Origin of the sequence: Rhizobium sp. CRRU65 (assembly GCF_048551595.1) — a bacterium.
In the GTDB taxonomy this organism is placed as follows: domain Bacteria; phylum Pseudomonadota; class Alphaproteobacteria; order Rhizobiales; family Rhizobiaceae; genus Rhizobium; species Rhizobium leguminosarum_J.
The window spans coordinates 146,621-171,401 of record NZ_JBLYZH010000007.1 but is presented as its reverse complement, the minus strand read 5'-3'; the positions used below and the strand labels follow the sequence as shown (position 1 = coordinate 171,401).

25 protein-coding genes are annotated in these 24,781 nt (G+C 61.4%); 8 read left to right on the top strand and 17 right to left on the bottom strand.

Annotated features, from left to right (window positions below; genetic code table 11):
- From ACM5SV_RS16735 to ACM5SV_RS16700, 8 genes are all read right to left on the bottom strand, one after another.
- Positions 1 to 1,101, bottom strand: coding sequence for an imelysin family protein (locus ACM5SV_RS16735; RefSeq protein ID WP_012759823.1), 1,101 nt, complete (start codon positions 1,099 to 1,101; stop codon positions 1 to 3).
- Positions 1,101 to 2,639, bottom strand: a complete 1,539-nt coding sequence (locus tag ACM5SV_RS16730) for a di-heme oxidoredictase family protein (RefSeq protein WP_012759824.1) — start codon at positions 2,637 to 2,639, stop codon at positions 1,101 to 1,103. Before ACM5SV_RS16730 ends, ACM5SV_RS16735 begins: the two co-directional genes overlap by 1 nt.
- A gap of 47 nt (positions 2,640 to 2,686) precedes the next feature.
- On the bottom strand, positions 2,687 to 3,961 hold the full coding sequence (locus ACM5SV_RS16725) for an imelysin family protein (RefSeq protein ID WP_113546527.1): 1,275 nt from the start codon (positions 3,959 to 3,961) through the stop codon (positions 2,687 to 2,689).
- 285 nt (positions 3,962 to 4,246) lie between these two features.
- Positions 4,247 to 5,536, bottom strand: coding sequence for an RsmB/NOP family class I SAM-dependent RNA methyltransferase (locus tag ACM5SV_RS16720; RefSeq protein WP_012759826.1), 1,290 nt, complete (start codon positions 5,534 to 5,536; stop codon positions 4,247 to 4,249).
- A gap of 144 nt (positions 5,537 to 5,680) precedes the next feature.
- Positions 5,681 to 6,043 (bottom strand): septal ring lytic transglycosylase RlpA family protein, encoded by a 363-nt coding sequence (locus ACM5SV_RS16715; protein ID WP_012759827.1) that lies wholly within the window; start codon positions 6,041 to 6,043, stop codon positions 5,681 to 5,683.
- 406 nt (positions 6,044 to 6,449) lie between these two features.
- Entirely contained in the window at positions 6,450 to 7,322 is an 873-nt protein-coding gene (locus ACM5SV_RS16710) for an SDR family oxidoreductase (RefSeq protein ID WP_222015136.1), read from the bottom strand.
- Positions 7,322 to 8,479 (bottom strand): tRNA epoxyqueuosine(34) reductase QueG, encoded by a 1,158-nt coding sequence (queG, locus tag ACM5SV_RS16705; protein ID WP_012759829.1) that lies wholly within the window; start codon positions 8,477 to 8,479, stop codon positions 7,322 to 7,324. Before queG ends, ACM5SV_RS16710 begins: the two co-directional genes overlap by 1 nt.
- Positions 8,480 to 8,491: 12 nt before the next feature.
- Complete coding sequence (locus ACM5SV_RS16700) at positions 8,492 to 9,184, bottom strand: glutathione S-transferase family protein (RefSeq protein ID WP_003544722.1); 693 nt, start codon at positions 9,182 to 9,184, stop codon at positions 8,492 to 8,494.
- Positions 9,185 to 9,416: 232 nt separating this feature from the next.
- Here ACM5SV_RS16700 and ACM5SV_RS16695 point away from each other — a divergent pair, with 232 nt between their 5' ends.
- Complete coding sequence (locus tag ACM5SV_RS16695) at positions 9,417 to 10,214, top strand: undecaprenyl-diphosphate phosphatase (protein WP_012759830.1); 798 nt, start codon at positions 9,417 to 9,419, stop codon at positions 10,212 to 10,214.
- A 245-nt stretch (positions 10,215 to 10,459) separates the two neighbouring features.
- On the opposite strand, the gene ACM5SV_RS16690 is transcribed toward ACM5SV_RS16695, so the two are convergent.
- From ACM5SV_RS16690 to dnaN, 8 genes are all read right to left on the bottom strand, one after another.
- Positions 10,460 to 10,612, bottom strand: coding sequence for a hypothetical protein (locus ACM5SV_RS16690; RefSeq protein ID WP_003544729.1), 153 nt, complete (start codon positions 10,610 to 10,612; stop codon positions 10,460 to 10,462).
- Positions 10,613 to 10,897: 285 nt separating this feature from the next.
- Complete coding sequence (locus ACM5SV_RS16685; protein ID WP_419425335.1) at positions 10,898 to 11,878, bottom strand: complex I NDUFA9 subunit family protein; 981 nt, start codon at positions 11,876 to 11,878, stop codon at positions 10,898 to 10,900.
- Positions 11,879 to 11,990: 112 nt separating this feature from the next.
- Complete coding sequence (locus ACM5SV_RS16680) at positions 11,991 to 12,278, bottom strand: DUF1330 domain-containing protein (protein WP_012759832.1); 288 nt, start codon at positions 12,276 to 12,278, stop codon at positions 11,991 to 11,993.
- 29 nt (positions 12,279 to 12,307) lie between these two features.
- A complete protein-coding gene (gene pyrF, locus ACM5SV_RS16675) occupies positions 12,308 to 13,015 on the bottom strand; it encodes an orotidine-5'-phosphate decarboxylase (RefSeq protein ID WP_012759833.1) in 708 nt (235 codons plus the stop codon).
- A 6-nt stretch (positions 13,016 to 13,021) separates the two neighbouring features.
- Positions 13,022 to 13,603: a histidine phosphatase family protein gene (locus tag ACM5SV_RS16670; RefSeq protein WP_017995782.1), complete on the bottom strand. Its 582-nt coding sequence runs from the start codon at positions 13,601 to 13,603 to the stop codon at positions 13,022 to 13,024.
- A gap of 1 nt (position 13,604) precedes the next feature.
- Positions 13,605 to 14,204 carry a phospholipid N-methyltransferase PmtA gene (pmtA, locus tag ACM5SV_RS16665; protein ID WP_012759835.1) on the bottom strand — a complete coding sequence of 200 codons (600 nt, stop codon included), beginning with the start codon at positions 14,202 to 14,204 and terminating at the stop codon, positions 13,605 to 13,607.
- Between the two features lie 95 nt (positions 14,205 to 14,299).
- A complete protein-coding gene (locus tag ACM5SV_RS16660; RefSeq protein ID WP_222015138.1) occupies positions 14,300 to 15,211 on the bottom strand; it encodes a DUF72 domain-containing protein in 912 nt (303 codons plus the stop codon).
- Positions 15,212 to 15,265: 54 nt separating this feature from the next.
- Positions 15,266 to 16,384 (bottom strand): DNA polymerase III subunit beta, encoded by a 1,119-nt coding sequence (gene dnaN / locus ACM5SV_RS16655; RefSeq protein ID WP_003544738.1) that lies wholly within the window; start codon positions 16,382 to 16,384, stop codon positions 15,266 to 15,268.
- Between the two features lie 259 nt (positions 16,385 to 16,643).
- On the opposite strand from dnaN, the gene rsmI reads away from it, so the two are divergent.
- From rsmI to ACM5SV_RS16640, 3 genes are all read left to right on the top strand, one after another.
- Positions 16,644 to 17,561: a 16S rRNA (cytidine(1402)-2'-O)-methyltransferase gene (rsmI, locus tag ACM5SV_RS16650; protein ID WP_113546517.1), complete on the top strand. Its 918-nt coding sequence runs from the start codon at positions 16,644 to 16,646 to the stop codon at positions 17,559 to 17,561.
- On the top strand, positions 17,551 to 17,919 hold the full coding sequence (locus ACM5SV_RS16645) for a YraN family protein (protein ID WP_012759838.1): 369 nt from the start codon (positions 17,551 to 17,553) through the stop codon (positions 17,917 to 17,919). Before rsmI ends, ACM5SV_RS16645 begins: the two co-directional genes overlap by 11 nt.
- 114 nt (positions 17,920 to 18,033) lie before the next feature.
- Positions 18,034 to 18,540 carry a cupin domain-containing protein gene (locus tag ACM5SV_RS16640; protein WP_017995784.1) on the top strand — a complete coding sequence of 169 codons (507 nt, stop codon included), beginning with the start codon at positions 18,034 to 18,036 and terminating at the stop codon, positions 18,538 to 18,540.
- Positions 18,541 to 18,569: 29 nt separating this feature from the next.
- Here the strand turns inward: ACM5SV_RS16640 and ACM5SV_RS16635 are convergent, their stop codons facing one another.
- Positions 18,570 to 19,580, bottom strand: coding sequence for a LacI family DNA-binding transcriptional regulator (locus ACM5SV_RS16635; protein ID WP_113546516.1), 1,011 nt, complete (start codon positions 19,578 to 19,580; stop codon positions 18,570 to 18,572).
- A 335-nt stretch (positions 19,581 to 19,915) separates the two neighbouring features.
- Here ACM5SV_RS16635 and ACM5SV_RS16630 point away from each other — a divergent pair, with 335 nt between their 5' ends.
- The 4 genes from ACM5SV_RS16630 to gshB all read left to right on the top strand — a co-directional run bounded on the left by ACM5SV_RS16630 (position 19,916) and on the right by gshB (position 24,703).
- Entirely contained in the window at positions 19,916 to 20,902 is a 987-nt protein-coding gene (locus tag ACM5SV_RS16630) for a sugar ABC transporter substrate-binding protein (protein ID WP_018070004.1), read from the top strand.
- Positions 20,903 to 21,082: 180 nt separating this feature from the next.
- The gene (locus ACM5SV_RS16625; protein WP_020487055.1) at positions 21,083 to 22,603 is read left to right on the top strand and encodes a sugar ABC transporter ATP-binding protein; all 1,521 of its coding nucleotides are present in this window, start codon (positions 21,083 to 21,085) and stop codon (positions 22,601 to 22,603) included.
- A complete protein-coding gene (locus ACM5SV_RS16620; RefSeq protein WP_003555988.1) occupies positions 22,587 to 23,609 on the top strand; it encodes an ABC transporter permease in 1,023 nt (340 codons plus the stop codon). The genes ACM5SV_RS16625 and ACM5SV_RS16620 overlap by 17 nt, the downstream gene beginning before the upstream one ends.
- Before the next feature lie 146 nt (positions 23,610 to 23,755).
- Positions 23,756 to 24,703 carry a glutathione synthase gene (gshB, locus tag ACM5SV_RS16615; RefSeq protein WP_012759843.1) on the top strand — a complete coding sequence of 316 codons (948 nt, stop codon included), beginning with the start codon at positions 23,756 to 23,758 and terminating at the stop codon, positions 24,701 to 24,703.
- Positions 24,704 to 24,781: the final 78 nt, after the last annotated feature.

The following is a 24,781-nucleotide window of genomic DNA, read 5'->3' as shown; positions in this document are numbered from 1 at the left end:
TCAGTCTCCGTCCGAAAAGGAAAAGCCGGCCGAAAGGCCAATCGCCGCGCCATATTCGTCGCTGATCCGGGTGATCAGGTCGCGGCTTTCGGCAAGCAGCGTATCGAGCTTGGCCTTCTCCGCATCGCTTGTGGCGACGTCGATGTCGGGATTGAGCTTCGGCACGCTGTCGAGCAGCGATTTGAAGTCCTCGTCGATCGCGGCGGCGATCGGCTGTTTGTCCGGTGGCAGAAGTTCGGCCATGCCGGCCTTCTGCCAGAGCGTGCGCAGGCCCTCCAGATTGGCGGCCATCGATTTCCAGGTATTTTTGGAGCGCCAGTAGATCGCCATGCGCGGCCGTGGCGCGGTGTCCTTGCCCTTGTAGAATTGCTCCAGCCGCTGGTCGCGGACATTCTCGGCGCCATGGACCAGAATGCCGAGCAGCGCGGTCACCGCTTCCTTGTTGTCCATGAAATCGTTGCTCTGCGGGCCCGGATGTTTCCAGCTCGCCTGCACGCCATCGGGCTTTTCCCAGGCGGCGACGACTTCGCCGGCCTCACGCTGGATATTGCCGGCGACCGCCTCGCCGTAAAGGCAGCGGAAACTGCCCTTCTGCCCGACGAGATCGTCGGAGCCATTGCCATAAAGGACGTATTCCAGCGCCGTCAGGCCTTGCAACGCAACACTCTTGCCGGCGATCGCATCGACCGTCGCATCCTTCGGGTCGGCCTTGGCGATCAGCGCCTGCACCTGCTTGAGGCCGACGCCCTTGCGGTCGGGATAAAACAGGATGTGCTCGAAGAGATTGTCCTGGATAACAGGGCCGGTCTGCACGATCTCGATGATCGACCAATAGCGGATCGTGTCGTCGAAGGTGGACTTCGCCTTGTCGAGCGTCTGCTGCGTGCCGTCGGCGCAAAGATCCTTCATCGCCGTAGTCAGCCGAGCGGCCGATTGTTGCATGTTGCGATAGCCGGGACGGATCACCTCGTCGACGGCGCGCTGCATGACGGCGGGAACGGCATCCTCGTTCAGCCCTGCCGGGGGAGTGGCCGTCTGGGCGACCGCTGATGTCGCGAGGCCGATCAGAGTAAGGCAGAGCAGGGGGTGCCAAAGGCGCATCAAAGTGACTCCAGGAATGTAATCAGGGCCGCCCTGTCGTCTTTCGGCAGGGAGGAGAAAGCGTTGCGGGCCTTTTCAGCTTCGCCGCCATGCCAGAGGATCGCTTCGGTGAGATCACGCGCACGGCCGTCATGCAGGAAAAAGCTGTGTCCGCTGACAGTTCGGGTCAGTCCTATACCCCATAGCGGCGGCGTGCGCCATTCACGTCCGCTTGCAAGGCCGACCTGCTGCCCGTCGGCAAGCCCGTCGCCCATGTCGTGCAGAAGAAAGTCGGAATAGGGCCAGATCAGCTGGAAGGACTGTGCCTTGTCCGGCGTATCCCGGCGGGTGACGAATTTCGGCAGATGGCAGGAAATACAGCCGCTTTCGTAGAAGATCCGCTTGCCCTGCAGCGTCTCGGGGAAACTCGCCTTGCGCCGCGCCGGAACGGCAAGATTTCCGGAATAGAAGGTGACGAGGTCGAGAATGGGCCCCGGCGCTTCTTCGGCGCCCAGCCGCTTCTGCACGCCGGTTGGCATATCACGGCATTTCTCTTCGGCCCGGGTGCAATCGCCCTGCGCATCCGGGTGATCGGGCGTCGAGATGCCGATATCGTTGGCGAAGGCATCGGCACTCTGGTCGCGCACCGTGGCGTTCTGTGCCTTCCAGCCGAATCGTCCGAGCGCGATCTTGCCGCTGCGGTGGTCGCGCACGATTGCTGCCTTGCCGGAGATGCCGTCGCCGTCGGCATCATCAGGATCGGCATGGGCCAGGATATCGGCCTCGGGAATGGCCTCGATCAGTCCGAGGCCGATCATCGCCGAGGCGACACGCGGCGAAATCGTCGTCGCGGGGTGGAGTGGTCCATAACCGAGGTTCGTCACCGCATAACTCGGCAGGCGCAGCGATACGGTCTCGCCGTCGCCGAGCGTCACCCTCTCTTCCTGGTAGCTGATCGCCATCTTTCCTTCTGCAGCAAGGCCGGGAACGGCAAGGTCCTGCAGCTGATGGCCGTAGACCGGATCGGGAAAATTGACGACATCGGCACTTGCGACCGCCTTTTCTTCCTCCGGCGTCGTGGCGGCGCGGGAAAGCCGCAGGAACATCGAGGTGGCGCTCGGGCCTCCCTCCGGTGGTTTGCCGCGGCCGTCATTGACATGGCAGCTCATGCAGGAGCGGGCGTTGAACAGCGGCCCGAGACCATCGGAAGCCTGCGTCGAGGAGGGAGCGGACACCCAGAGCTTGCGGAAGAGCGCGTTGCCGAGCTTGAAATTCTGCTCTTCCTCGAAGGGGATATTGGCCGAAATATGCGAGAAGCTGTCTTCGGTGACAGGGTCTATCGAGGTCGTAGCCCCTGCCTGCATGGCTTCGTATTGTTCGGCCTTGGAAAAATCCGCTGTCGGCCGGGTGACGGCGGCGACGCGTTTCAGATCGGCCTCGGAGAGGTCGGTGCGTTTCCGCGGCAGATCGAAACCGGCGGCGATGCTGACGGAAAAACCGGCAATCGTGGCGCAGAGCGCTACGCTGGCGAAAAATCGGCGGGCCGGGGCATGCGACATTTCAGGGTCCGGGCCGCTCCGGCTTTCGAAGCGGCCCGCCTTTTTGCTTATTTGAAGACGGCGTTAGGATTATCCAAGCTGTCGGAACCTTCAAGCTGAACCGTACCGAGATCGAGTGCGGCAATAACGCGCTGCACCGATTTCGTCTGATCGATCAGGCCGTCAATGGCGGCCTGAACGACGGCATTGCCTTCCTTGTTGCCTTCGCCGATCATCTGGTCGTACTTCTCGACGGTCTCGCCGCGCTTTGCCATGGCATTCATCGCATCGAGCGTCTTGTTGAGCTTGCCTTCCACTTCGGCATCGAGCGCCTTGTCCTTGGCGGCCACCAGATCATGCAGCGACGGGCCGCTGAGCTTGGTGCCGTCGACGCGGGTATAGTTGCCGGTATAGGCAGCAGCGATCCCGATCGCGTCGTTGAGATGCGAGTTGTAGGTATTGTCCGAGAAGCAATCATGCTCTTCCTCGGGATCGTGCAGCAGCAGGCCGAGCTTCATGCGCTCGCCGGCAAGCTCGCCGTAGGAAAGCGAACCCATGCCCGTCAGGATCGCGACGAGGCCGGCCTTCGGATCGGCTTCGACGTTCTTCGTCGCAGCGCCGTCCGGCGTCCAGTTGTCGGTCATTTCCTGCAGGTCGGAAACGAGCAGCGTGGAGGCGGACTTCAGATATTCGGCGCGGCGGTCGCAATTGCCGTGCGTGCAGTTCTTGAGGTCGTAATCGGTTGCCGGACGGTCGCCGGCGCCGGGACCCGTGCCGTTCAGATCCTGACCCCAGAGCAGGAATTCGATGGCGTGATAGCCGGTCGCGACATTGGCTTCGATGCCGCCGGCCTCAGCCAGCGTGCCGGAGAGGAATTCCGGCGTCAGCTTGGAGGCGTCGACATCCTTGCCGTCGATCTTGATCGTCTTGTTGGCGATGACATTTGCCACATAGAGAGAATTTTCGTCGCTCTCGGTGCCGTAGGAAGCATCGACATAGTCGATCAGGCCTTCATCGAGCGGCCACGCATTGACCTTGCCTTCCCAGTCGTCGACGATCGGATTGCCGAAGCGATAGACTTCCGTCTGCTGGTAGGGGACGCGCGCCTTGATCCAGGCCTCCCTGGCGGCCTTGAGCGTCGCATCAGTCGGCGCCTTCAGGAAGGCGTCGATCGCGGCGTCGAGCGCCTTGGCCGTCGTCAGCGAGTCTTCGTATTTTGCATGCGCCACGTCGGCATAGTGTTTCACCACGCTAGCAGCATCGGTCGCGGCATGCGCAGGAAGGGCGAGCAGGGCGGCGGGGGCAATCGCCAGCACGGCTGCGCGGAATGTGTTGAGCTTCATGATCCTCTCCTGTGACGGGATTTTCCGTCTACCGCATCGGCCCGAAAATCGGAATCGATTTTCGGAAAGCACGATGCGTCGATTCAAAGTGTTACAGCGTCCTTTGCGCGTCTGATAAGACGCGCGGCGCTGTAATCGGGCTCCGTCTCTTCGCGCAAAAGCAAACTGGTGTCAAACACTCTAGTTTGGAATGATTTTAAGAACGGACAGGCGTGGCTAACCGGTCATTTTTGAACGGCATTTGCTTGAAAAACCGGCAGTTGCTGAGGCCTCCGCTAAGTCGCGTCAGCCCTTCCGCTGCATGCGGCAGAAGAAGAAGCCGTCTGTATCGGTGGAAGCGGGGGTCAAAGTCACCGACAGGCCGTCGGAAGAGTGCGGACGCGGGGCGTCCTTTCCGAAGAGCTGATCCCAGGCAGGCAGGGCACTGACGATCTGAAAATCAGGATTGTCAGCCGTGAAGCGGCGCGCCTGTTCCTCGTTCTCTTGGGGCAGGACCGAGCAGGTCACATAGATCAGTTCGCCGCCTGATTTGACGAAGCTGCTCGCCTGCGCCAGCGCGTCCTGTTGCTGGGCGGTGCGTTCGTCGAGGTTCTTCGCCGTCAGCCGCCATTTCGTATCGGGGCGGCGGCGCCATGTGCCGGTGCCGGTGCAGGGCGCGTCGACTAACACCTTGTCGCAGCGTCCGGCAAGGGCGGCGAGCGCCCTGGCATCGTCATGCACCTGGACATTGCGTGTGCCCGCCCGCTTCAGCCGCTCGATGATCGGCGCCAGCCGTTTGCGGTCGGCGTCATAGGCGTGAACCTGTCCCTTGTTCTGCATGGCCGCGGCCATGGCGAGCGTCTTGCCGCCGCCGCCGGCGCAATAGTCGAGAACCTGTTCGCCATCATGGGCGAGCACCAGGTCAGCGACGATCTGTGATCCCTCGTCCTGAACTTCGAACCAGCCTTTCTGGAACGAAAGCTCGGCTGTCACGTTGGGAAGACGCGAGGCGCCTTCGCCAGCGGCAATCCGGATGCCGTAGCGGGCGATCTTCGCAGCATGCGCGTTGGCTCTTTCGAGCGCCTTGACGACCTTGTCGCGGGACGCCTTGAGGCTGTTGGCGCGCAGATCGAGCGTCGGGCGGGCGGCGAGCGCCTGTGCCTCGGCGAGCCATCCGGCGCCGAAGGCCTGTTCGAAGGAGGGTTGGACCCATTCGGGAATATCGCCGCGGATATGCGGCGGCGCATCGTCGAGCGAGCGGCTTTGAAAGGCCGCAACAGCGTCGGCTGAAAGCGGCGCCGGCGCAAATTTGTCATCCGCCAGCTCAGTGGCAAGACGGTCAGGTGTGAAACCCCATTGGCGGAACATGACGGCATGGGCAATGGCAGCAGGACTGTCGTCATCCATCAGCCATGCATGGGAAAGCCGCATGCGCAGTGCGTCATAGACGATGTTGCCGATCGCAGCACGATCGCCGGAGCCGGCGAAGCGGTGCGCAAGGCCCCAGTCCTTCAGCGCGTCGGCGACAGGCCGCTTGCGGGCATCGATGTCCGCGAGCACAGAAATCGCCCCTTCGAGGCGGCCGCCCAGACGCATTCACATGTCTCCTGTTGCCGTGGCGTGTGAACGATCAGCGCAAACGCGAGTGTCACGCAGTCGTTTGTTCACAAGTCTCAACCGGGTGGTAACCGCGATTGACGGCAAGAGCAAGCGCCGCTTCCGGCGCAGTCAGTGGCGGCCTCAGCTGACGACCTGGTAGCAGACCTTCGCAGTGCCGGAGCTCACCATGCCGATATTCTGCGCGGCGGCGCGCGACAGGTCGATCACACGACCACGGATGAACGGACCACGATCGTTGATACGAACGACGACGGTGCGGCCATTGTTGCGGTTGGTGACCTTCACCTTGGTGCCGAAAGCAAGCGAACGATGTGCGGCAGTCAAGATGGCAGGGTTCATACGTTCCCCGGAAGCAGTTTTGGAGCGAAGTGCGTACCATGAAGCACCGCCACAACCATTGCCAGCAAAACCTTCCGCCGGAAGCATGGAAGAACAGGCTGCAATAGTTACAGCGGCGACAATAGAACGACGTATGTTCTTCAAAACAGAGTATCCCTCAACTATTGAACTCACGCCCTTGCAGGCGGCGGGGCTTAAATCTGCGAAAAAGTGGCGAAAAAGTGCCGCTACTGTTCACGGAATATTACAGTCGGTAACATTCGTGAGTGTGGTGTCGGGATTCCAGGAATGCGCGCCGCGCCAAAACGTGGAAAAAACCTAATAAAATCAGTTAAAATCCGAACGAATTTTCCGAAGGGATAGTTAACGCCATGGCGTTCACGAAAATCGCGAAAATATTTTTCCCATTTCGCCATATTTACTGCCACATTTGGGCAAATTCAAAGGCCGTTAACCATAAGATGCGGCGAAAATTGTCCGGCCAAACCGGGAAAGTAGGAATTTCCTACTCATTTTGGGTGAACGTATCCGTCGCAAACAGGACTGAGTTCTACTCCCCCCACCAGCGTCCATCCCGCCACAATTGCGCAAGCGACATGGGATAGTTCGGGAAGGAGAATGCGAAGCCGGCGGCCTTCAGTTTCGCATTCGAAACCCGTTTGTTCTCGCCGTAAAAGGTGCGCGCCATCGGCGTCAATTCGGCGGTCTCGAACGCCTGCTCCGGCGGCGGTTCGACGCCCATCAGGCGGGCTGCCTCAACGATCACATCCTGCGGGGGGCCGGGCCGGTCGTCGGTGACATTATAGATGCCGCCGAGGCCGCGCTCCGACAGGAAGCGTGTCGAAGCACCAATATCTTCGACGCGGATGCGGTTGAACACCTGGTCCTTCTTGATCAGCCGTCGCGCCGTGCCCTTGTCCAGATTGCAGAAGGCGTTGCGGCCCGGCCCATAGATGCCGGAAAGGCGCAGCACCGCCGCCGGCACGCCGCGCTCCCGGCCCATCGCCAGCCAGCCCTCTTCCGCCTCGAGCCGCTCGGTCGACCGTCCGGAAACGGGCAGGCACGGCGTTTCCTCACTCACCCAGGCGCCCTGGTGATCGCCATAGACGCCGACCGTGGAGAGATAACCGATCCATTCGAGCATCGGCAGCAGGCGTGCGCCGTCTTTATCAAGCAGCCGCAGCAGCGGGTCGGCTCTTCCAGGGGCGATCGACTGGACCAGATGCGTTACACCAGTCAAAGCCCGCCGCAGCCCCGCTTCCATGCTCTCGCCGTCGAAAAGGAAAGCTTCGATGCCGTTCCGGCGGAGCGCCTCCATCTTGTCAGGTGAGCGCGTGGTGCCGGAAACCCGCACGTCGTCGCCGGCAAAGGCCTTGGCGATTGCCGTGCCGGAATAGCCGCAGCCAAAAATCATCACATGCATCAACCCACTCCCGCCAATCGCCATTCGTTCAGGACGTCGTCATCTCTCTCATCCGCCCTTTGTGCGGCAAAGGCCGCAAATTCGCCGGCCTCCATCAGCCGCGAAAGTGCCCAGACCGCCATGCCGCGCACCACGGGTGAGGGATCGTCTGAAAGCCGGCGACATGGCCCGATGAGCGCCTTGTCGCCGGAATTGCCGGCGGCGATCAGCACGTTGCGGACGAAACGGTCGCGGCCGATCCGCTTCACCGGCGAGCCGCTGAAAAAGGCACGGAAGGCGGCATCGTCAAGCGTCAGCAGAAAGGCGATCGACGGCTCCTTCAGATCTTCCCGCGCCTGTAGCTTCATCTCGGAGGCGGAGCTTGCGAACTTGTTCCAGGGACAGGCGGCAAGACAGTCGTCGCAGCCATAGATGCGATTGCCGATCAATATGCGCAAATCGGCGTCGATCGGTCCCTTGTGCTCGATGGTGAGATAAGAGATGCAGCGCCGCGCGTCGATCTGGTAAGGCGCCGGGAAGGCAGCCGTCGGACAGATGTCGAGGCAGGCGCGGCAGGTGCCGCAATGATCGCTCTCCGGCGCGTCGATCACAAGATCGGCGGTGGTGAACATCGTGCCGAGGAACAACCAGGAGCCGTGCATGCGGCTGACGAGATTGGTATGTTTCCCCTGCCAGCCGAGCCCGGCCGCCGCCGCTAAGGGCTTTTCCATCACCGGCGCCGTATCGACGAAGACCTTTACATCGGCGCCTGCCCGCGCCGCAAAGCGCGTGGCGATCTCCTTCAGCCGGCCCTTGATGACGTCGTGATAATCGCGGTTGCGGGCATAGACTGATATCGCTGCCTTGTCCGGCTTGTCGAGAATGCCGCGGGGATCTTCTTCCGGAGCGTAATTGAGGCCGAAGACGACGACGGAGCGCACCTCGCTCCAGAGTGCGCGCGGATCGCCGCGCCGGTCGCGCGTCTCCGCCATCCAGTCCATCGTCCCGTGACGCCCGGCATCGATGAACTGGCCGAGACGCTCTTTCGCTTCAGGGATCGCGTCCGGTCGCGTGATGCGGCAAAGATCGAAGCCCTTGGCGGCAGATTCCGCCCGAACGAACTCGGTCAAATTGTCGCGGCGGCGGCGCTCTTTGTCGACATTGTCAGGTTCGGGCATGAAGAGCCCTCGTCAGAAATCCAGATCGGCATAGTGTGAAACCGGTGTCAGGCCGCGCACGCGCTCGGTCAGCATCGGCCGGAAGGAGGGACGTGACTTCAGCCGCTGGTACCAGTCCTTGACGACGGGCGAATCCGCCCACTCGATCTCGCCGAGATAATCGAGGATCGAGATCGAGGCCGCGGCGGCAAGGTCGGCATAGCTCATCCGCTCGCCCGCCAGCCACTGACGCGAGCCGGCAAGCCAGGTGAGATAACGCATATGCTGACGGATATTCGCGCGGGCCGTGCGTAAAACCTTCGAATCCGGCGCGCCGCCGCCCTGATCGGCGGTCATCTGCAACTTGTAGACACGCTCGCGGGCGAGCGGCTTGGTCACGTCGTTTTCCATCTTCTGCATGAACCATTCGGTCAGCCGGCGGATTTCCGCCCGCTGGAAAGGGTCTTCGGCGAGCAGCCGCCGGTCGCGCTTCAAGACGCCGTGCGTCTCGTCCAGATATTCGGAAATGACGCTCGCGCCGCAGAGCGCGCGCATGCTGTCGTCGACATAGACCGGCAGCGTGCCGGCCGGATTGAGCGCCAGGAAATCCCGGCGCTTCTCCCATGTCTGCTCCTCGATCAGATCCGCCTGATAGCCGTATTCCGCCAGGATCAGCCGGACGAAGCGAGATGCGGATGACATGGGATGATGATAAAGCGTGGGCATCGATACTCGGGCTTTGTGATTGCTGTTACAGGACTGTGTGGCAGCTCGATTATAGCGCCCTAGTCATGACTCATTGGTTGAAGCTATAGGAGTTTGGCCCCGCCAATACAAGCGAATCGGATTTTTCAGGCCATCTGATAATGGCGAAACACGGTCTAACGAACGAATGGAAGCGGCAGCCTGATCGGCCCAAGCGCTCAGGCCCGACCGAACTTTAAACCGGAGACAATGTATGGATTATATAAATGCTGCAATTCTCGGTGTCATAGAGGGGATCACCGAATTTCTGCCGATCTCGAGCACCGGCCACCTGATCATTGCCGAGCAATGGCTCGGACATCGGTCGGACATGTTCAACATCGTCATTCAGGCAGGCGCCATCCTCGCCGTCACCATCATCTACTGGCGTCGTCTGCTGGATCTGGTGCTTGGCTGGCGTGATCCCGTCAATCGCGACTATGCCGCCAAGCTGATCGTCGCGTTTCTCATCACCGCCATTCTCGGACTTATCGTCAAGAAGCTCGGCTTTGAACTGCCGGAGACCGCAACGCCGATCGCCTGGGCGCTCATCATCGGCGGTATCTGGATGATCTTTGCCGAATGGGCCGCCGCCCGCAGGCCGCCGCACAAAGAGATTACCTGGCTTGTCGCCATCCTGGTCGGCATCGCCCAGATCGTTGCCGGCGTCTTCCCGGGAACCTCGCGCTCCGGCGCCACCATCTTCGTCGCCATGCTGGCAGGCACGGGCAACCGCGCCGCGGCGACCGAGTTTGCCTTTCTCGTCGGCATACCCACAATGTACGCGGCAAGCGCCTATGAATTGCTGAAGACGTTCAGGGATGGCGGAGCGGCAGGCGAAGACTGGACGGCGCTCGGCATCGCCTTCGTCGTCTCCACGGTCGTTGCCTTCATCGCCGTCAAATGGCTGCTTGCCTATATCAGAAGCAACCGGTTTACCCTGTTTGCCATCTACCGCATCATTCTCGGTGTTTTGCTGCTCGGCATGGCCGCGACCGGCTTGATTGCCTGAGACATCCGTTCCGCATTGCATTCGCGCAACTCCCGGCGCGAATGCAAATGCCCCGTCGGACTCCGCGAACAGACACTCTGTTGCCGGCAGAAGCCGCCAATCTTTCAGATAGGCGATATTGAGAGGATAAGCGCCCGCCGCCGCTTGAAGCAGGCAGGGCTGAGCGTTCATTGTGAACGCGCTGTTTCAGGCGTTCCGATCGACCGCTTGTCTGGGCAAGATGCCGGCGCAGGACCGGCTTTTCGTCAATGGATGATCGAAGCCGTAGAGCAAGGATCGACGCCGTAGGCCGGCGAGCAATCGCCCTTTACCGCCGCGACCGAACCGGGCGCAACGAAAGAGCCTGCAAGGATAACCAGCGCCGCACACGCAAACAGGAGCGCGATTGACTTGCCCATCGAGAATTGCCTTTCACAGTGATTGCCGCGCGCGACCGCAGGCGTTGAGTCCGTTGGAAGACGCGCGGGTTTGGTAGTCAGTGGAATGGCAAATAGCAATAAACGTTCCTGCTAAATTTCGCGTTAATTCCACAAAAATTCCGATGCGTCTTTTATGCAACGCAACTCAATGTGGTGGACAGCAAAACACCCCAGGCTTGCGCCGGGCTTTGCAGGACACGGCAACGCCAAAAGGCCGCCCGCGGGATCCGCAGACGGCCAAATCTGATCGGTTGGAGAAGATGGTCAGGCGGCCTTGCCGGTGCCGGTATACTGGCCGTGCGGACGATAGTGCACGAGATAGGAGCCAAGCACCGATGCCACCATGGTGGGCGCAATGCCGAGGCCCTTCAGCGTGCGGCCTTCCGCCTCGGCTTCCTTGGAGACGACATTGTCGCGCTTCAGCATGCGCACCTGATCCGGCGTGATCGGCGGCGTTATGAAGGGGACCAGCGAAGCGATGCTGCCGATCATCGAAGCGATGCCGAAGGGCAGGGATACCAGCGGGTTCTTACGGCACGTTACCTTCAGCATCGTCTCGAGACATTCACGGAAGCTGAGCACCTCAGGCCCGCCAAGCTCATAGACCTTGCCGCCGGCGACCTTGCCGTCGACGGCGCGGGCGACGGCCTCGGCGATATCCTCGACATAGACAGGCTGGAATTTCGTCTTGCCGCCGCCAATAAGCGGCAGGATCGGCGACATGCGTGCCATCTCGGCAAACTTGTTGAAGAAGCTGTCCTCCGGTCCGAAGACGATCGACGGACGGAAGATCACCGCATCGGTCTTGACCGACAGGATGGCCGTTTCGGCGCGGCCCTTGGTGCGGCCATAGTCGGAATCGGATTTCGCGTCGGCGCCGATCGCCGAAATATGCGTCAGCGTCGCACCCGCGCCGCGCGCCGCTTCGGCAACCGCACGGCCGCCGAATTCCTGCACGGCGTCGAATGTGTTGCGGCCGGCCTCGTGCAGAATGCCGACGCAGTTGACGACATGGCTTGCCCCGTCGACGGCGCGGTCGATCGAGCTGCGGTAGCGCAGGTTCGCCTGCACGAAGGAGATCTGGCCGACATTGCCGAGCGGCTGCAGGAAGCCGGCGAGATCGGGACGGCGCACGGCGACGCGGATGCTATAACCGCGCTTGGCCAGCGCCCGAACCACGTGCCTGCCCACGAAACCGGAGCCTCCGAACACGGTAACGAGCGGCGGCAGGTTGGCAAGGGTCATGGCAGGCTCCTCGAAAGGCTTTGCGGGATGCTGAATTGGCTCTCGTCTTAGCCGAATCCCTGCGCGACGGGAAGGCCCATCACGCCGTCAGTTTTTTAAGATGTAACGTCGATCAGACGCCTTCGACGACGACCATTTCCGCATCCGCGGCCTCCTGGCGGATTTTCGCGGCGATCTGATATTCCGGCGAATTGTAGCAGTCGACCGCATGCTGCATCGACGGGAATTCAATCACTACGTTGCGGACGCGCGCCTTGCCCTCGAGTTCGGTAAAGGCGCCGCCGCGCGCCAGGAAATTCGCGCCATATTTTTCGAAGGCCGGCTTGGCGGCCGCCACGTAATCCTTGTAGCGCTCGGCATCGCGAACGTCGACGCGGGCGATCCAGTATCCTTTGGCCATGGTCTTATCCCTTTTGTCGTTGATTGCGGTCAGCGATTTGCCGGCCAGAGCGCGCTCACCATCTCGCTGAGGATCGCGCGGGCGGCATCGCGGGGATCCGGAGCCTTGACGACAGGCCGGCCGACAACGAGATGCGTCGCTCCCGCCTTCAGCGCGTCGAAAGGCGTCATCACCCGCTTCTGGTCGCCCTTGTCGCTACCATCAGGGCGAATGCCGGGGGTGACGATGGCCATGTCGGGTCCGACGATTTCGCGCACTGCAGCCGCTTCTTCCGCCGAGCAGACGATACCGCCCATGCCGGCTGCGCGCGCCTGTTCGGCGCGGCGCAGCACCAGGCTGTGCGGATCCTGGCTGTAGCCCGCCTCGGCAAGGTCGTCGGCATCCATCGAGGTCAGCACGGTCACGCCGAGCAGGCAGAGGCCGGAGCCGGCTGCGGCCTCGACCGCTGCCTTCATGGCTTTCGGATAGGCATGCAGCGTCAGCATCGACATGCCCATCTTGGCGATGTTCTCGACGCCGGAGGCGACAGTGTTGTCGATGTCGAGCAGCTTCATGTCGAGAAAGATCTTCTTGCCGCTTGCGGCAAGATCACGGGCGAATTCCAGGCCGCCGGCAAAGACCAGCTGATAGCCGATCTTGTAGAAGAGAATGTCGTCGCCGAGCGTGGAAACCAGTCTTTCCGCCTCGCCGATCGTTGGAACATCCAGGCCGACGATCAACCGCTCGCGTGCGTCCATCTGAAGTCACCCCTGCCAGTCTTCGATAGGCGTCCAGTCGCATGTTAGGCGCCGATCCGCAAGACCGAAAGCATAGAGATTGCCGCCGCCGCCGGGCTGGTCGCGGTCGCGCGCGATCGGGCTGCCCGCCAGATGGCATTTTAGCAGCGTGCCGACGCCGCCATGGCCGACAAAGGCGATCGGCGCCGTCGCATCATGCGTGGCAAGAACGGCATTAACGGCCTCGACGATGCGGGCCTGCGCGTCGACTGCGCGCTCCCAGCCCTTGAAGCTTTGTTCCGGATGGGCGAAGAACCAGTCGGCCGCCTCTTCGAATTGCGGCGGCGGCAGGAAGCCGGTGGCCGTGCGGTCGTTCTCGTGCGTCGCGTGGACGATCTCGATCGTCACGCCGGACGCTTCCGCCAGGATTTCGGCCGTCTCGATCGCCTTCGTCTCGTCGCTGGAGACGATGCGTTGCAATTGCCTCGCCCAGCCGCTCTCTGCCGCTTTGCGCGCCCGCGCCGCGCCGACATCGGAAAGCCCCCATTTCGGCACCGGCACGTTTGGGTCGATCCTGACCTGCGGATGAGTGATGTAGATCCCGAACATCTCAGCCGCGCTTATAGATCCAGAGCTGCGCCGGCGGAATATTGCGCATGACGAAGTCGAAATGCTGGATATGGTAGCGGTCGGGATTGGCGGCGATCGGCGAGATCGCGCCATAGGAAATCTGCACCATCGGCCGGCCGGCCGGCAGTCGATCGAGCAGGCTTTCGAGCAGCGAGATGCGCTTCGCCATCGGGAAATTCAGCAGCGGAATACCCGAGACGACGGAATCGAAGGTGAGACCGCTGAAATTGCCAAGAGTACTCTGAAGATCGAAGGCATCGCCGTTGATGAAGTGCACGCCGGGATAGGTCCGCTGCAGATGTTTATGAAAATCCGTCGAATATTCGATTGCGACGAGATTTTCCGGACGGACGCCGCGGCCGAGAATGGCCTTGGTGATAGCACCCGTGCCCGGTCCGAGTTCAAGCACCGGCAGCCCGGAATGGATATCGACGACGCTTGCCATGCGCTTCGCCGTGATCGAGGAGGTCGGCACGATCGAGCCCACCGTCTTCGGCCCCTGCATCATGCCCCGGAAGAAGCGGATCTCGTCGTCGAACTTCTTGCCCAACCGTTCCTTCACCTTGACCCGTAAGCTCATTCTCCACCCATCCGCATGTTGATCGAATGCCTTAATATGCCGCTTGTCGCTTAAGGGACAAGGATTTTCGCAACAAGGACATCGGCATCAACAGTTCATGCGGCTTTCGGCGCTGAACCGGGCAGGAGATCGGCGAGCCTTTCGCTCAATTGATCGGCATCGATAGGCGCGCGCAGCTTCACATCGGTATTGTCGAAATAGAGATAGACGTCACGGCCTTTGCTGCGCGCCGCTACGGGCGCCAGCACTCGCGTCGCATTCTCAGCTTCTCCACCCGTGGCCCAGGCGCGGATGCGTTGCGCCCATATGTCGAGCGCTTCGCCCTCGTAGCCGCTGACATAGAGCTTTTCGGAACCATGCAGGCGGCAGTAGATGAAATCGGCGGTGACATCCATCAGCAGTGGCCATTTCACCGTATCGGCGCAGACGAGAGCGACCCTGTGCCGCCTGAGCATGTCGATGAAAGCGGGTGAGCGGAAGCTCTCGTGGCGAATCTCCAGCGCATGCCGGATCGGCTGGTGCCCGTCGCATTTAAGCCAGGCCGGTCCCTTGATATGCCAGTCGTGACGCTTCGCAAGCGCTGTCGCTGCGTCGCGGTCGTGCGGCAGCAGCGACAAAAAGCTCTCGAAAAGGGATGGGTCGAAGACCATGTTCGGCGGGAATTGCCAGAGGATCGGTCCGAGCTTGGGACCAAGCCGCAAAAGGCCGGAGGCGAGGAAATTGGCGAGCGCCGTCTGGATATCCTGCAGCCGCAGCATATGGGTGATGAAGCGCGGTCCCTTGACTGCGAAGACGAAATCCTCCGGCGTTTCCTCGCGCCAGCGGCCGAAGCTTTCGGGCCGCTGCAATCCGTAGAAGGTGCCGTTGATCTCGATCGACCGGAAGTGCCGGGCGGCGTAGGAAAGCTCCTGCTTCTGCGGCAGGTCCTTCGGGTAGAATTGACCGCGCCAGGGCGCATAGGTCCAGCCGGATATGCCGATGCGCACCGTTCCCGTCTTTTTGGTCATGGGATCCTCCGTTTTGACAGGAGGAAAAACGGCAATGGGCGGCCTTCGTTCCGGTCAGACGCGCATCGGCATCAGCACGTAGAGCGCATCGTCGCCCGCCGTGTCGCGGATCAGCGTCGGCGAGCCGGCATCGGCAAGCAGGAAGATCGCTTCCTCGCCGGAAAGCTGGGCGGTGATGTCGAGCAAGTATTTGGCATTAAAGCCGATTTCCATCGCATCCGTGTCGTAGCCGACGGCAACTTCTTCCGTCGCGCTGCCGGAATCGGGATTGTTGACGGTCAGCATCAACTGCCCCTCGGAAAGCGCCAGCTTGACGGCGCGGCCGCGCTCGGAGGAGATCGTCGAGACGCGGTCGACGGCCTGTGCGAAACTCGTGCAGTCGACCCGCATTTCCTTGTCGTTGCCGGTGGGGATGACGCGCTGATAATCCGGGAAGGTGCCGTCGATCAGTTTCGAGGTCATGACGATCGAGCCGATCGTCAGCCGGATCTTGGCGTCGGAGACCTCGACGGTCACCATTACCTCGGGATTGTCGACCAGCTTCTGCAGCTCGCCGACCGTCTTGCGCGGAATGATGATGCCGGGCATCCCCTCGGAGCCGGAAGGCGCATCGACATCGGCGCGCGCCAGCCGGTGGCCGTCGGTCGCAACCGCCCTGAGCTTCAGCTGGCCGTTGCTCTCGATCGTGTGGAAGAAGATGCCGTTCAGATAATAACGCGTCTCTTCCGTCGAAATCGCGAATTGGGTGCGGTCGATCAGCATCTTCAGATCGGCCGCCTTCAGCTTGAAGGAATGCGTGAAGGTGCCGGCCGTGAGATCAGGGAAGTCCGATTCCGGCAGGCATTGCAGCGAGAATTTCGAGCGGCCGGACTGCACGGTCATCGCGCCGCCATCGGGGCTGGTGGCAAGCAGCACTTCCGATCCGTCGGAAAGCTTGCGCACGATGTCGTAGAGAAGATGCGCGGGAACGGTGGTGGCGCCGGGCTGCTCGACGCTAGCAGGTGTCGCCTCGGTGATTTCGAGGTCGAGGTCGGTCGCCTTCATATCGAGCTTCTGGCCGTCGGCTTTGAGCAATACGTTGGACAGGATCGGGATCGTGTTGCGACGTTCGACCACGCGGTGGACGTGGTTCAGCGATTTCAACAGGTTTGACCGCTCAATAGTAATACGCATGGGATGCTACCGCTTTCGACCGTGACTGTCCGGGCGCGTCGAGCACCCGAAGAATGCTGTCCCGGCTTGAGGCCGGGGGAGTGGACGGGCAAAATGGCAGACTTCAGCATTGCTTTGCAAGAGGCATGGACGTCGGCACCCCTGCATTTGCGGTTTTCCAGAGCAATGCTCACAGAAATCCGAACCCTTGCCGAAGCGGTGCGGCTCGCCCATAAGGGTTCGATGCCGGCGACGAGCCGGCGGGACGAAAGCAAATGGCATGAATGAGGAAACCACAGCGGACGCCGCCAGCCGGCGAAGCTTCCGCCTGCACAATGCAACGGTGCCGGCGCGGCCGCTGGAGCCGGCGCTCTATCTCGTCGCCACTCCCATCGGCAATCTCGGCGATATCACGCTGCGGGCGCTCGAAACGCTGGCCGGCGCCGATGTGCTTGCCTGCGAAGATACGCGCGTCACCCGCGTGCTGCTCGACCGCTACGGCATCCAGAACCGCCCCTTTGCCTATCACGAGCACAATGCCGACGAGGCCGGTCCAAGGCTGCTGCAGGCGCTCGAAGCCGGGCGCTCGGTGGCGCTGGTTTCCGATGCCGGCACGCCGCTGGTCTCCGATCCCGGCTATCGGCTGGCGCAGCAGGCGATAGCGGCAGGTTACCGCGTCATTCCCATTCCCGGCGCCTCCGCCCCGCTCGCAGCCCTTGTCGGCTCCGGCCTGCCGAACGATGCCTTTCTTTTCGCCGGTTTCCTGCCGGCCAAGGACAAGGCCCGCCGCGACCGGCTGGGTGAACTTGCCGCAGCACCCGCGACGCTGATCTTCTTTGAATCGCCGCATCGCATCGGCGCAACGCTTCTGGCCGCCGCCGATGTGCTGGGCGGCGCTCGGCCCGCCTCCGTCTGCCGCGAACTGACCAAGACCTATGAAGAGTTCCGCCGCGGCACGCTTGCCGACCTTGCGGCGCATTATCAACAGGTGGAAAACGTCAAGGGCGAGATCGTCCTCGTGATCGGTCCGCCGGAGCCGGTCGAGACCGCTGAGGCCGATGTCGAAGCCATGCTGGCCGACCTGTCGAAGTCGATGCCGACGGCAGGCGCCGCGACCGAGGCCGCCCGCCTCACCGGCCTGCCGCGCAAGGTGCTCTACCAGCGCCTGCTGGAGATCAAGAACGCCGATGGGCGATAACGATCTCACCGCGATCAGGAGGAGGGCACTGCGCCGGGGCCGCATGTCGGAATATGTCGCGGCCGTCTTCCTGATGCTGAAGGGCTATCGCATCCTGGCGCTGCGCCACCGCACTAGGCTCGGCGAGATCGACATCATCGCCCGTAAGGGCGATCTCGCCGTCTTCGTTGAGGTCAAGGCCCGCCATGGCGAGGCCGCGGCGGTCGACGCCGTCTCTGTCGCCGCGCAGAAGCGGATACGGGCGGCAAGCGATCTCTGGCTTGCCCGCCAGGCGGATCAGGCCCGCCTTTCCCAGCGCTATGATATCGTCGCGATCATGCCGGGCCGGCTGCCGCGGCACTTTATTGATGCCTTCTGAGCCCCTTTCGACCCATCGGATTTCCGGATCGTTAAACTTTTAGTTCCCGCGTGAACCGGGTTCTTACGACTCTCTGCTATCGACTCGGTAGGGATAACAATTGGGGGTTGTTTCATGGCCTGGAAGCTAATGCTTGCAAGTGCGGTCGCCATGGCCGCGCGCTCGGTGCCGTATGCTGCCGTGGCGAAGCCGGCCGGAAAATCCTTCGTCGCGCATGCGAGCGGTCTGCTGCCGCTTAAATCCACGCCGATCAATCCGGACTGGGTTATCAGCGGCAATCCGCAGGCCCGCACGGCCGAACATTCGCGCGGCCATGACGAGGCATCGCTGACGGCGATCTGGGATTGCACGGCGGGCGAATTCCGCTGGCGTTTCGGCTGGGACGAGACAGTGATGATCCTCGAAGGCGAGGTTCATATCACCGCCGAGGACGGCACGGAACGAACCCTGCGTGCCGGCGACGTCGCCTTTTTCGCCGGCGGAACCTGGGCAAGCTGGCGGGTCGACAATTACGTCCGCAAGGTCGCCTTCCTGCGCAAGCCCTTCCCGAAGCCCTTGGCGATCGCCTACCGCCTCCGCAACATGCTGCGCAACAGCGGCAACCAGGGCATCGCCGCCTGACGATCGATCTCGATGTTCGGGCCTATGCGCTAATCGGGCTGAGGCGGGGCGGTTGTTTCGCCCTTCAAGATCTCGCAGCCGAATAGGATCGGATTGTCGAGGTCAGGCGCGGTTTGTTTGTTCAACAGAACGGCCACCGCCGCTGCGGCTATGTCTTGAATCGGCTGTTTCACTGTCGTCAGGCGTGGCGTTGTCATGCTTGCGAGCGGGATGCCGTCGAAGCCGAGGATCGAAAGGGCTGCAGGTATCGGAATTCCCAGATCATGCGCTGCCCGCATGCAGCCGATGGCCTGCTGGTCCGAACTTGCAAAGATCGCCGTCGGCCGCTCGTTGCGCGCACGGGCCAGAAGATAATTTCCCGCGGCACGGCCGCTTTCATAGTCGAAAGCCGCCTCGGCGATCAGCGGTGGGCCCGCCATTCGCTTGCTGTCGTCCGCTTGCTCGATCGCATCGAGATAGCCCCTGAGGCGATCGTTGGCGGGGACGGAGTGGCCGGGCCCCGAGATGAAGCCGATGCGGCGATGACCGAGCTGCAAAAGATGCTCGACGCCAAGGCGAACGCCATTGCGGTGATCGGCGGCAATACCGGAATATCCTGGCATGAGACGGTCGACGACGACGATCGGCAATCCCTTCGGCAGCTTGAGTGTATGGAAATCATTGCTGGGAACCAGCATGATGCCGTCGACCTTTCGGCTTGTCAGCTGTTTGATGCGGTCAGCCTCCTTGGCCGCATGATCAAACGACGTCATGACGATGATATTATAGCCGTGATTTGCCGCCGCCTGTTCCGCCGATTGGACAAGCTCCGCGAAGAACGGATTGGTCAGATCCGGAATGACGATGCCGATGAGCCGGCTGACCTTGCCGCGCATGCTTCGCGCCGACGGGTCGGGCGTATAGCCGAGGTCTTTGATGATCGCTGTGACGCGCGCCCGCAATTCCTTCGTCACGGAGGGATGATCATTCAAAACCCGCGAAACGGTCCCGGTGGAAACTTCCGCAAGCTTGGCAACCTCTCGAATCCCGACCTTTGACATAACGGAAACAGTGGCCCTTTCTCTGCGCCTTCGGAAGACACCGAAGAGCGCCTGATCGAAGCTTCCAGCTAATGGTCTTTGCGGCCCTCGTCAAAGGGCTGCATCTCAATTTTGACCGCCAGTCTCCATAGCACGAGCGTGGGCCAATGCTCAATGGAAACGGTTCATTACATGCGCACCGATACAGGCCAAACCTGGGAGTCAAAGCTGACGTTTGGCTCCATTTCGGCAGCTTGACAATTTCTAAGGGCGTGCTACCCAGATGCCGTTGGAAACGGTTCATTGCCGCCGGCAACTCAGGTGGAGCTGAGCCCAGGGCCGTTCGGGAGGAAAAAATGTCCAATTTTATGAAGCGTGAATCCGTCTTGATCAATGCGCCGCGCCGTGCGGCATTGAAGCTTGGACTTGCCGGCACCTTAGTGCTTGCGCTGTCCTGTGGCGTGTCGCCCGCCTTTGCGGCCGGGAAGCCGAAGGTCGGCCTGATCATGAAATCCTTGTCCAATGAGTTCTTCAAGCAGATGAAGGCCGGCGCCGACAAATATGCGGCCGAGAACAAGGACAAGTTCGACTTCAAGGCGGTCGGCATGAAGGATGAGCGTGATTTCGCTTCCCAGGTCGATGCCGTCGAAAACTTCGTCACGCAGAAATACGATATCATCGTTGTTGCGCCGGCCGATTCAAAGGCCATGGCAACCCCGCTGGCAAAGGCAGTCAAGGCCGGCGTCAAGGTCATCAACATCGACGTGCCGCTCGATGCCGATGCGAAGAAGAAAGCCGGTATCGATCTCGCTTTCTTCGGGCCTGACAATAGGGGCGGGGCGACGCTTGCGGGCGACGCGCTTGCCAAGGATCTGGGACCCGGCGCCAAGGTCGTCATCCTCGAGGGTAACCCCGAGGCCGACAATGCCAAGGAGCGCAAGGAAGGCTTCATGGACTCCGTCAAGTCTGGCAAGCTTGAGCTTCTCGACAGCAAGACGGCCCATTGGGAGACGGAAGAAGCCAATACCGTCATGACGAATTTCCTGACGAAATATAAGGATATTCAGGGCGTTATGGCAGCCAACGACTCGATGGCTCTCGGCGTTGTCAAGGCGCTCGATGCGGCCGGCCAGAGTGGCAAGATCAAGGTTGTCGGCTTCGATAACATTCCGCCGGTTCAGCCGCTGATCAAGGATGGCAAGATGCTTGCCACTGTCGAACAGTATGGCGCGCAGATGGCGGTCCTCGGCATCCAGTATGGCATGCGTGAACTTGCCGGCGAGACATTCACCGGCTGGGTCAAGACCGACATCAAGCTGGTCACCGCAGCGGATCTCAAATAGTCGGGATCGCCCGCATCGCGCGTCTGACAAGACGCGCAGCACTGTACAGGAAGCGTCGGCTGCGGCCGGCGCTCACCGCTACCAACCGATTGACGCGTTGATCGCTTCAGGTGAGGCTCGTTTCCGAGTTCCTGGGATGCGTGCTGCGTGGAGTTCGAACAAAGCGTGCATGAGGTCGCCATGTCAGACGCAGCAAATGACGACATTTTGAGGCTGGAAGGGATCGGCAAGCGCTTCCCGGGCGTCGTAGCGCTCAAGGATGTCTCTATGCGGATCGGCCGCGGCAAGGGGCACGTTCTTCTCGGCGAGAACGGTGCTGGAAAATCGACCCTGATCAACCTGCTCGGCGGTGTCTTCAGGCCGGATGACGGTCACATTCTATTCGACGGCAAGCAATACCATCCGGCCTCGCCGTTGGAGGCGTTCAAGGCGGGCATCCGGGTCATTCACCAGGAGCTGCATCCGCTTTCCAACCTGACGGTGGCGGAAAACCTGTTGTTCGAGCATCTGCCGCGCCGCTACGGCCTGGTGAACTACAAGGAAATGAACAGCAGAGCAGCGGAACTCCTGGAAGAGGTCGGCCTCGACGTCGCCCCGACGACACTGGCGAGCCGCCTCAGCGTCGCGCAGCTTCAACTGGTCGAGATCGCCAAGGCGCTATGTTATGAAAGCAAGCTTCTCGTTCTCGACGAACCGACGGCAACCCTGACCTCCAAGGAGGTCGATCGCCTCTTCGAGATTCTCAAGCGGCTGAAGCGGCGTGGCGTGACCACGCTCTACATCTCGCACAGGCTGGAGGAGATCTTTGACGTCGGCGACGATGTGACGGTGCTGCGCGACGGCCAGCATGTGATCACGCGTCCGCTGTCCGGACTTGCTATTCCTGACATCGTCGAACTCATGGTCGGGCGCAAGCTTTCGGATCATGGCATTTTTCGCAGCGACAGCACCGTGTCCGGCGAGGCGCTCGGCGTGTCCGGCCTGAAGGTGACGCGCAATAGCCCGGAACTGTCATTTTCCGTGGCAAAGGGGGAAATCGTCGGCATTGCCGGTCTTGTCGGCAGTGGCCGGACGGAGGCGGTTCGCGCCATATTCGGCGCCGATGCCAAAGCGGCCGGCGAAATTCGGGTGAATGGCGATCCGGTTGAGATCCATTCGCCGAAGGATGCCGTTGCTGCCGGCCTCTGCCTGGCAACCGAAGACCGCAAGACGCAGGGCTTGATGCTCGATATGAGCTGCGCTGAAAATGCCACCATAACCGATCTCGCCAAGATCTCCCGCAACGGTTTGATCATGCGAAGGGCGCAGGACGATCATTCGCAGCGCCTCGTGCGCGAACTGCGCATCAAGACCCCGTCGATCCATCAGGCGGTCAGAACCTTTTCCGGCGGCAACCAGCAAAAGGTCGTCATTGCAAAATGGCTGTTCCGCGGCCCTAAAGTTCTGATTTTCGATGAGCCGACCCGTGGAATCGACGTCGGTGCAAAGGCCGAGATTTACGAGCTTCTGTGGAAGTTTGCGGCCGAAGGAAAAGGCGTTCTGGTCGTATCGTCGGATCTGCCGGAACTCATCGGCATTTGCCATCGCATCATCGTCTTCTCCGACGGCAAGATATCGGGCGAAATAGTTCGGGAACAATTTGACGAGAGCAGGATCCTTTCGCTCGCCTACAAGGAGTACAGCCGTGTCCGCCAACATTGAAAAACAGACCGAGGCGAAAGAGGTGAGCGTCTGGGACAAGCTTGTCCGGATCTCGCTGAAGGAGGCGGGCGTCGCCATTGCCCTCATTCTGATCCTGGCGTTTTTCTCGGCGACGGCGCCCTATTTCGCAACGCCGGAGAACTTCCTGAAGATCTTCGTGCAGATTGCCATCAACACCGTGCTTGCTGCCGGCATGACCTTCGTCATCCTCGTTGGCGGCATCGATCTCTCGGTCGGGTCGCTGCTTGCCCTTTGCACCGTGATCGGTGCGACGATCATGATCAATCCGGCGTTTTCGCCATGGCAGGCGATTGTCCTCGCATGTCTTGCGTCGATGGGCACGGGTGCCATCCTTGGCGCCGTCAACGGCTGGATTTGCGAGAAGTGGAAGCTTCCCTCATTCATCGTCACCCTTGGCATGCTGAACGTCGCCAGCGGCCTGGCGCGCGTGGTCAGCGACAATTCCACCATCACCGGCCTGCCTCAGCCTTTCGTCGATTTCGGCAACCTGATCTTCTGGGGCATATTTCCGTCGATCTTTCTGATTGCGATCGTCGTCGTCCTCATCGGCTGGTTCGTGCTGCGCTACACTGTCTTCGGGCGCTTCGTCTTCGCGATCGGCACCAATGAAGAGGCTGTCCGGCTGTCGGGGCATGAGCCGAAACGGTACAAGATTGCGGTCTTCACGATCTCAGGGCTGACCGCCGGCATTGCGGCCATGGTCTATCTGCTCCGTCTCAATGTCGGCAGCCCGGTCGCGGGCATCGGCTATGAGTTGAATGCCATCGCCGCCGTCATTATCGGCGGCACCAGCCTTTCGGGCGGCAAAGGCTCGATTGTCGGCACGCTGGTCGGCGCCTGCATTCTTCAGGTGCTGTCGACGGGATTGCAGCTCTTGGGCGCCGACGACAATATCAAGCCGATCGTCATCGGCGCCGTCATCGTGCTCGCCGTCATTCTCGATAGCTATCGCGGCCGGCTGATGCGGAAACTCGAAACGCGGTGAAAAGCAATTCCAGCAAATGTGTGCAGCGGTTTTGCGTCCGGAATTGCGCAAAAACAAAAATGCTCCGGGGCCGGAAGGCCTTGATTGCCCGTTGCGTTTGATATCTGGCCGACCTACATCTGTCCGGCATTCAGCGAGGGATGGAAATGGCCAAGATCACCAATGTAGCGGTCCAGATGGACCATGTCGCAGGCATTAATATCGCAGGTGATTCCACCTTCGCCATGAGCCTGGAAGCCCAGGCGCGCGGCTACAAGCTCTTCCATTATACCCCCGACCGCCTGAGCTTCCGTGACGGCAAGCTCTATGCCAGCGTCGAGCCGATGGTGCTGCGCGACGTCAAGGGCGATCACTACGAGCTTGGCGCGCCGGAGCGCGTCGATCTCGCGACCATGGATGTCGTGCTGCTGCGCCAGGACCCGCCCTTCGACATGGCCTATATCACCTCGACGCATCTGCTCGAGCGCATCCATCCGAAGACGCTCGTCGTCAACGATCCCGCCTGGGTGCGCAATTCGCCGGAGAAGATCTTCGTCACCGAATTCTCCGACCTGATGCCGAAGACGCTGATCACCAAGGATGCCGCCGAGATCCGCCGTTTCCGCGACGAGATGGGCGATATCATCCTGAAGCCGCTTTACGGCAATGGCGGCGCCGGCGTCTTCCATTCGACCCGCGACGACCGCAATCTCTCTTCGCTGCTGGAAATGTTCGGCCAGCTTTTCCGCGAGCCCTTCATCGCCCAGCAATATCTGCCCGACGTGCGCAAGGGTGACAAACGCATCATCCTGGTCGACGGTGAATTCGCCGGCGCCATCAACCGCGTGCCGGCCGAACACGACAGCCGCTCCAACATGCATGTCGGCGGCCGCGCCGAGGCGACCGAGCTGACGGCGCGTGAACAGGAAATCTGCGCCCGCATCGGCCCGGCGCTGCGGGAGCGCGGCTTCCTGCTCGTCGGCATCGACGTGATCGGCGATTACATGACCGAGATCAACGTCACCTCTCCCACCGGCATCCGCGAGGTGAAGAAGTTCGGCGGCGCCGATATAGCAGCCCTGCTTTGGGATGCGATCGAGCGCAAGCGCGGCTGAGCCAGCCGGCCATGACCGTTCTGGTCCCGCGACCGAGCACAACCAAGGTCACAGCGGATGCCTGACTCCGTTCTTTGA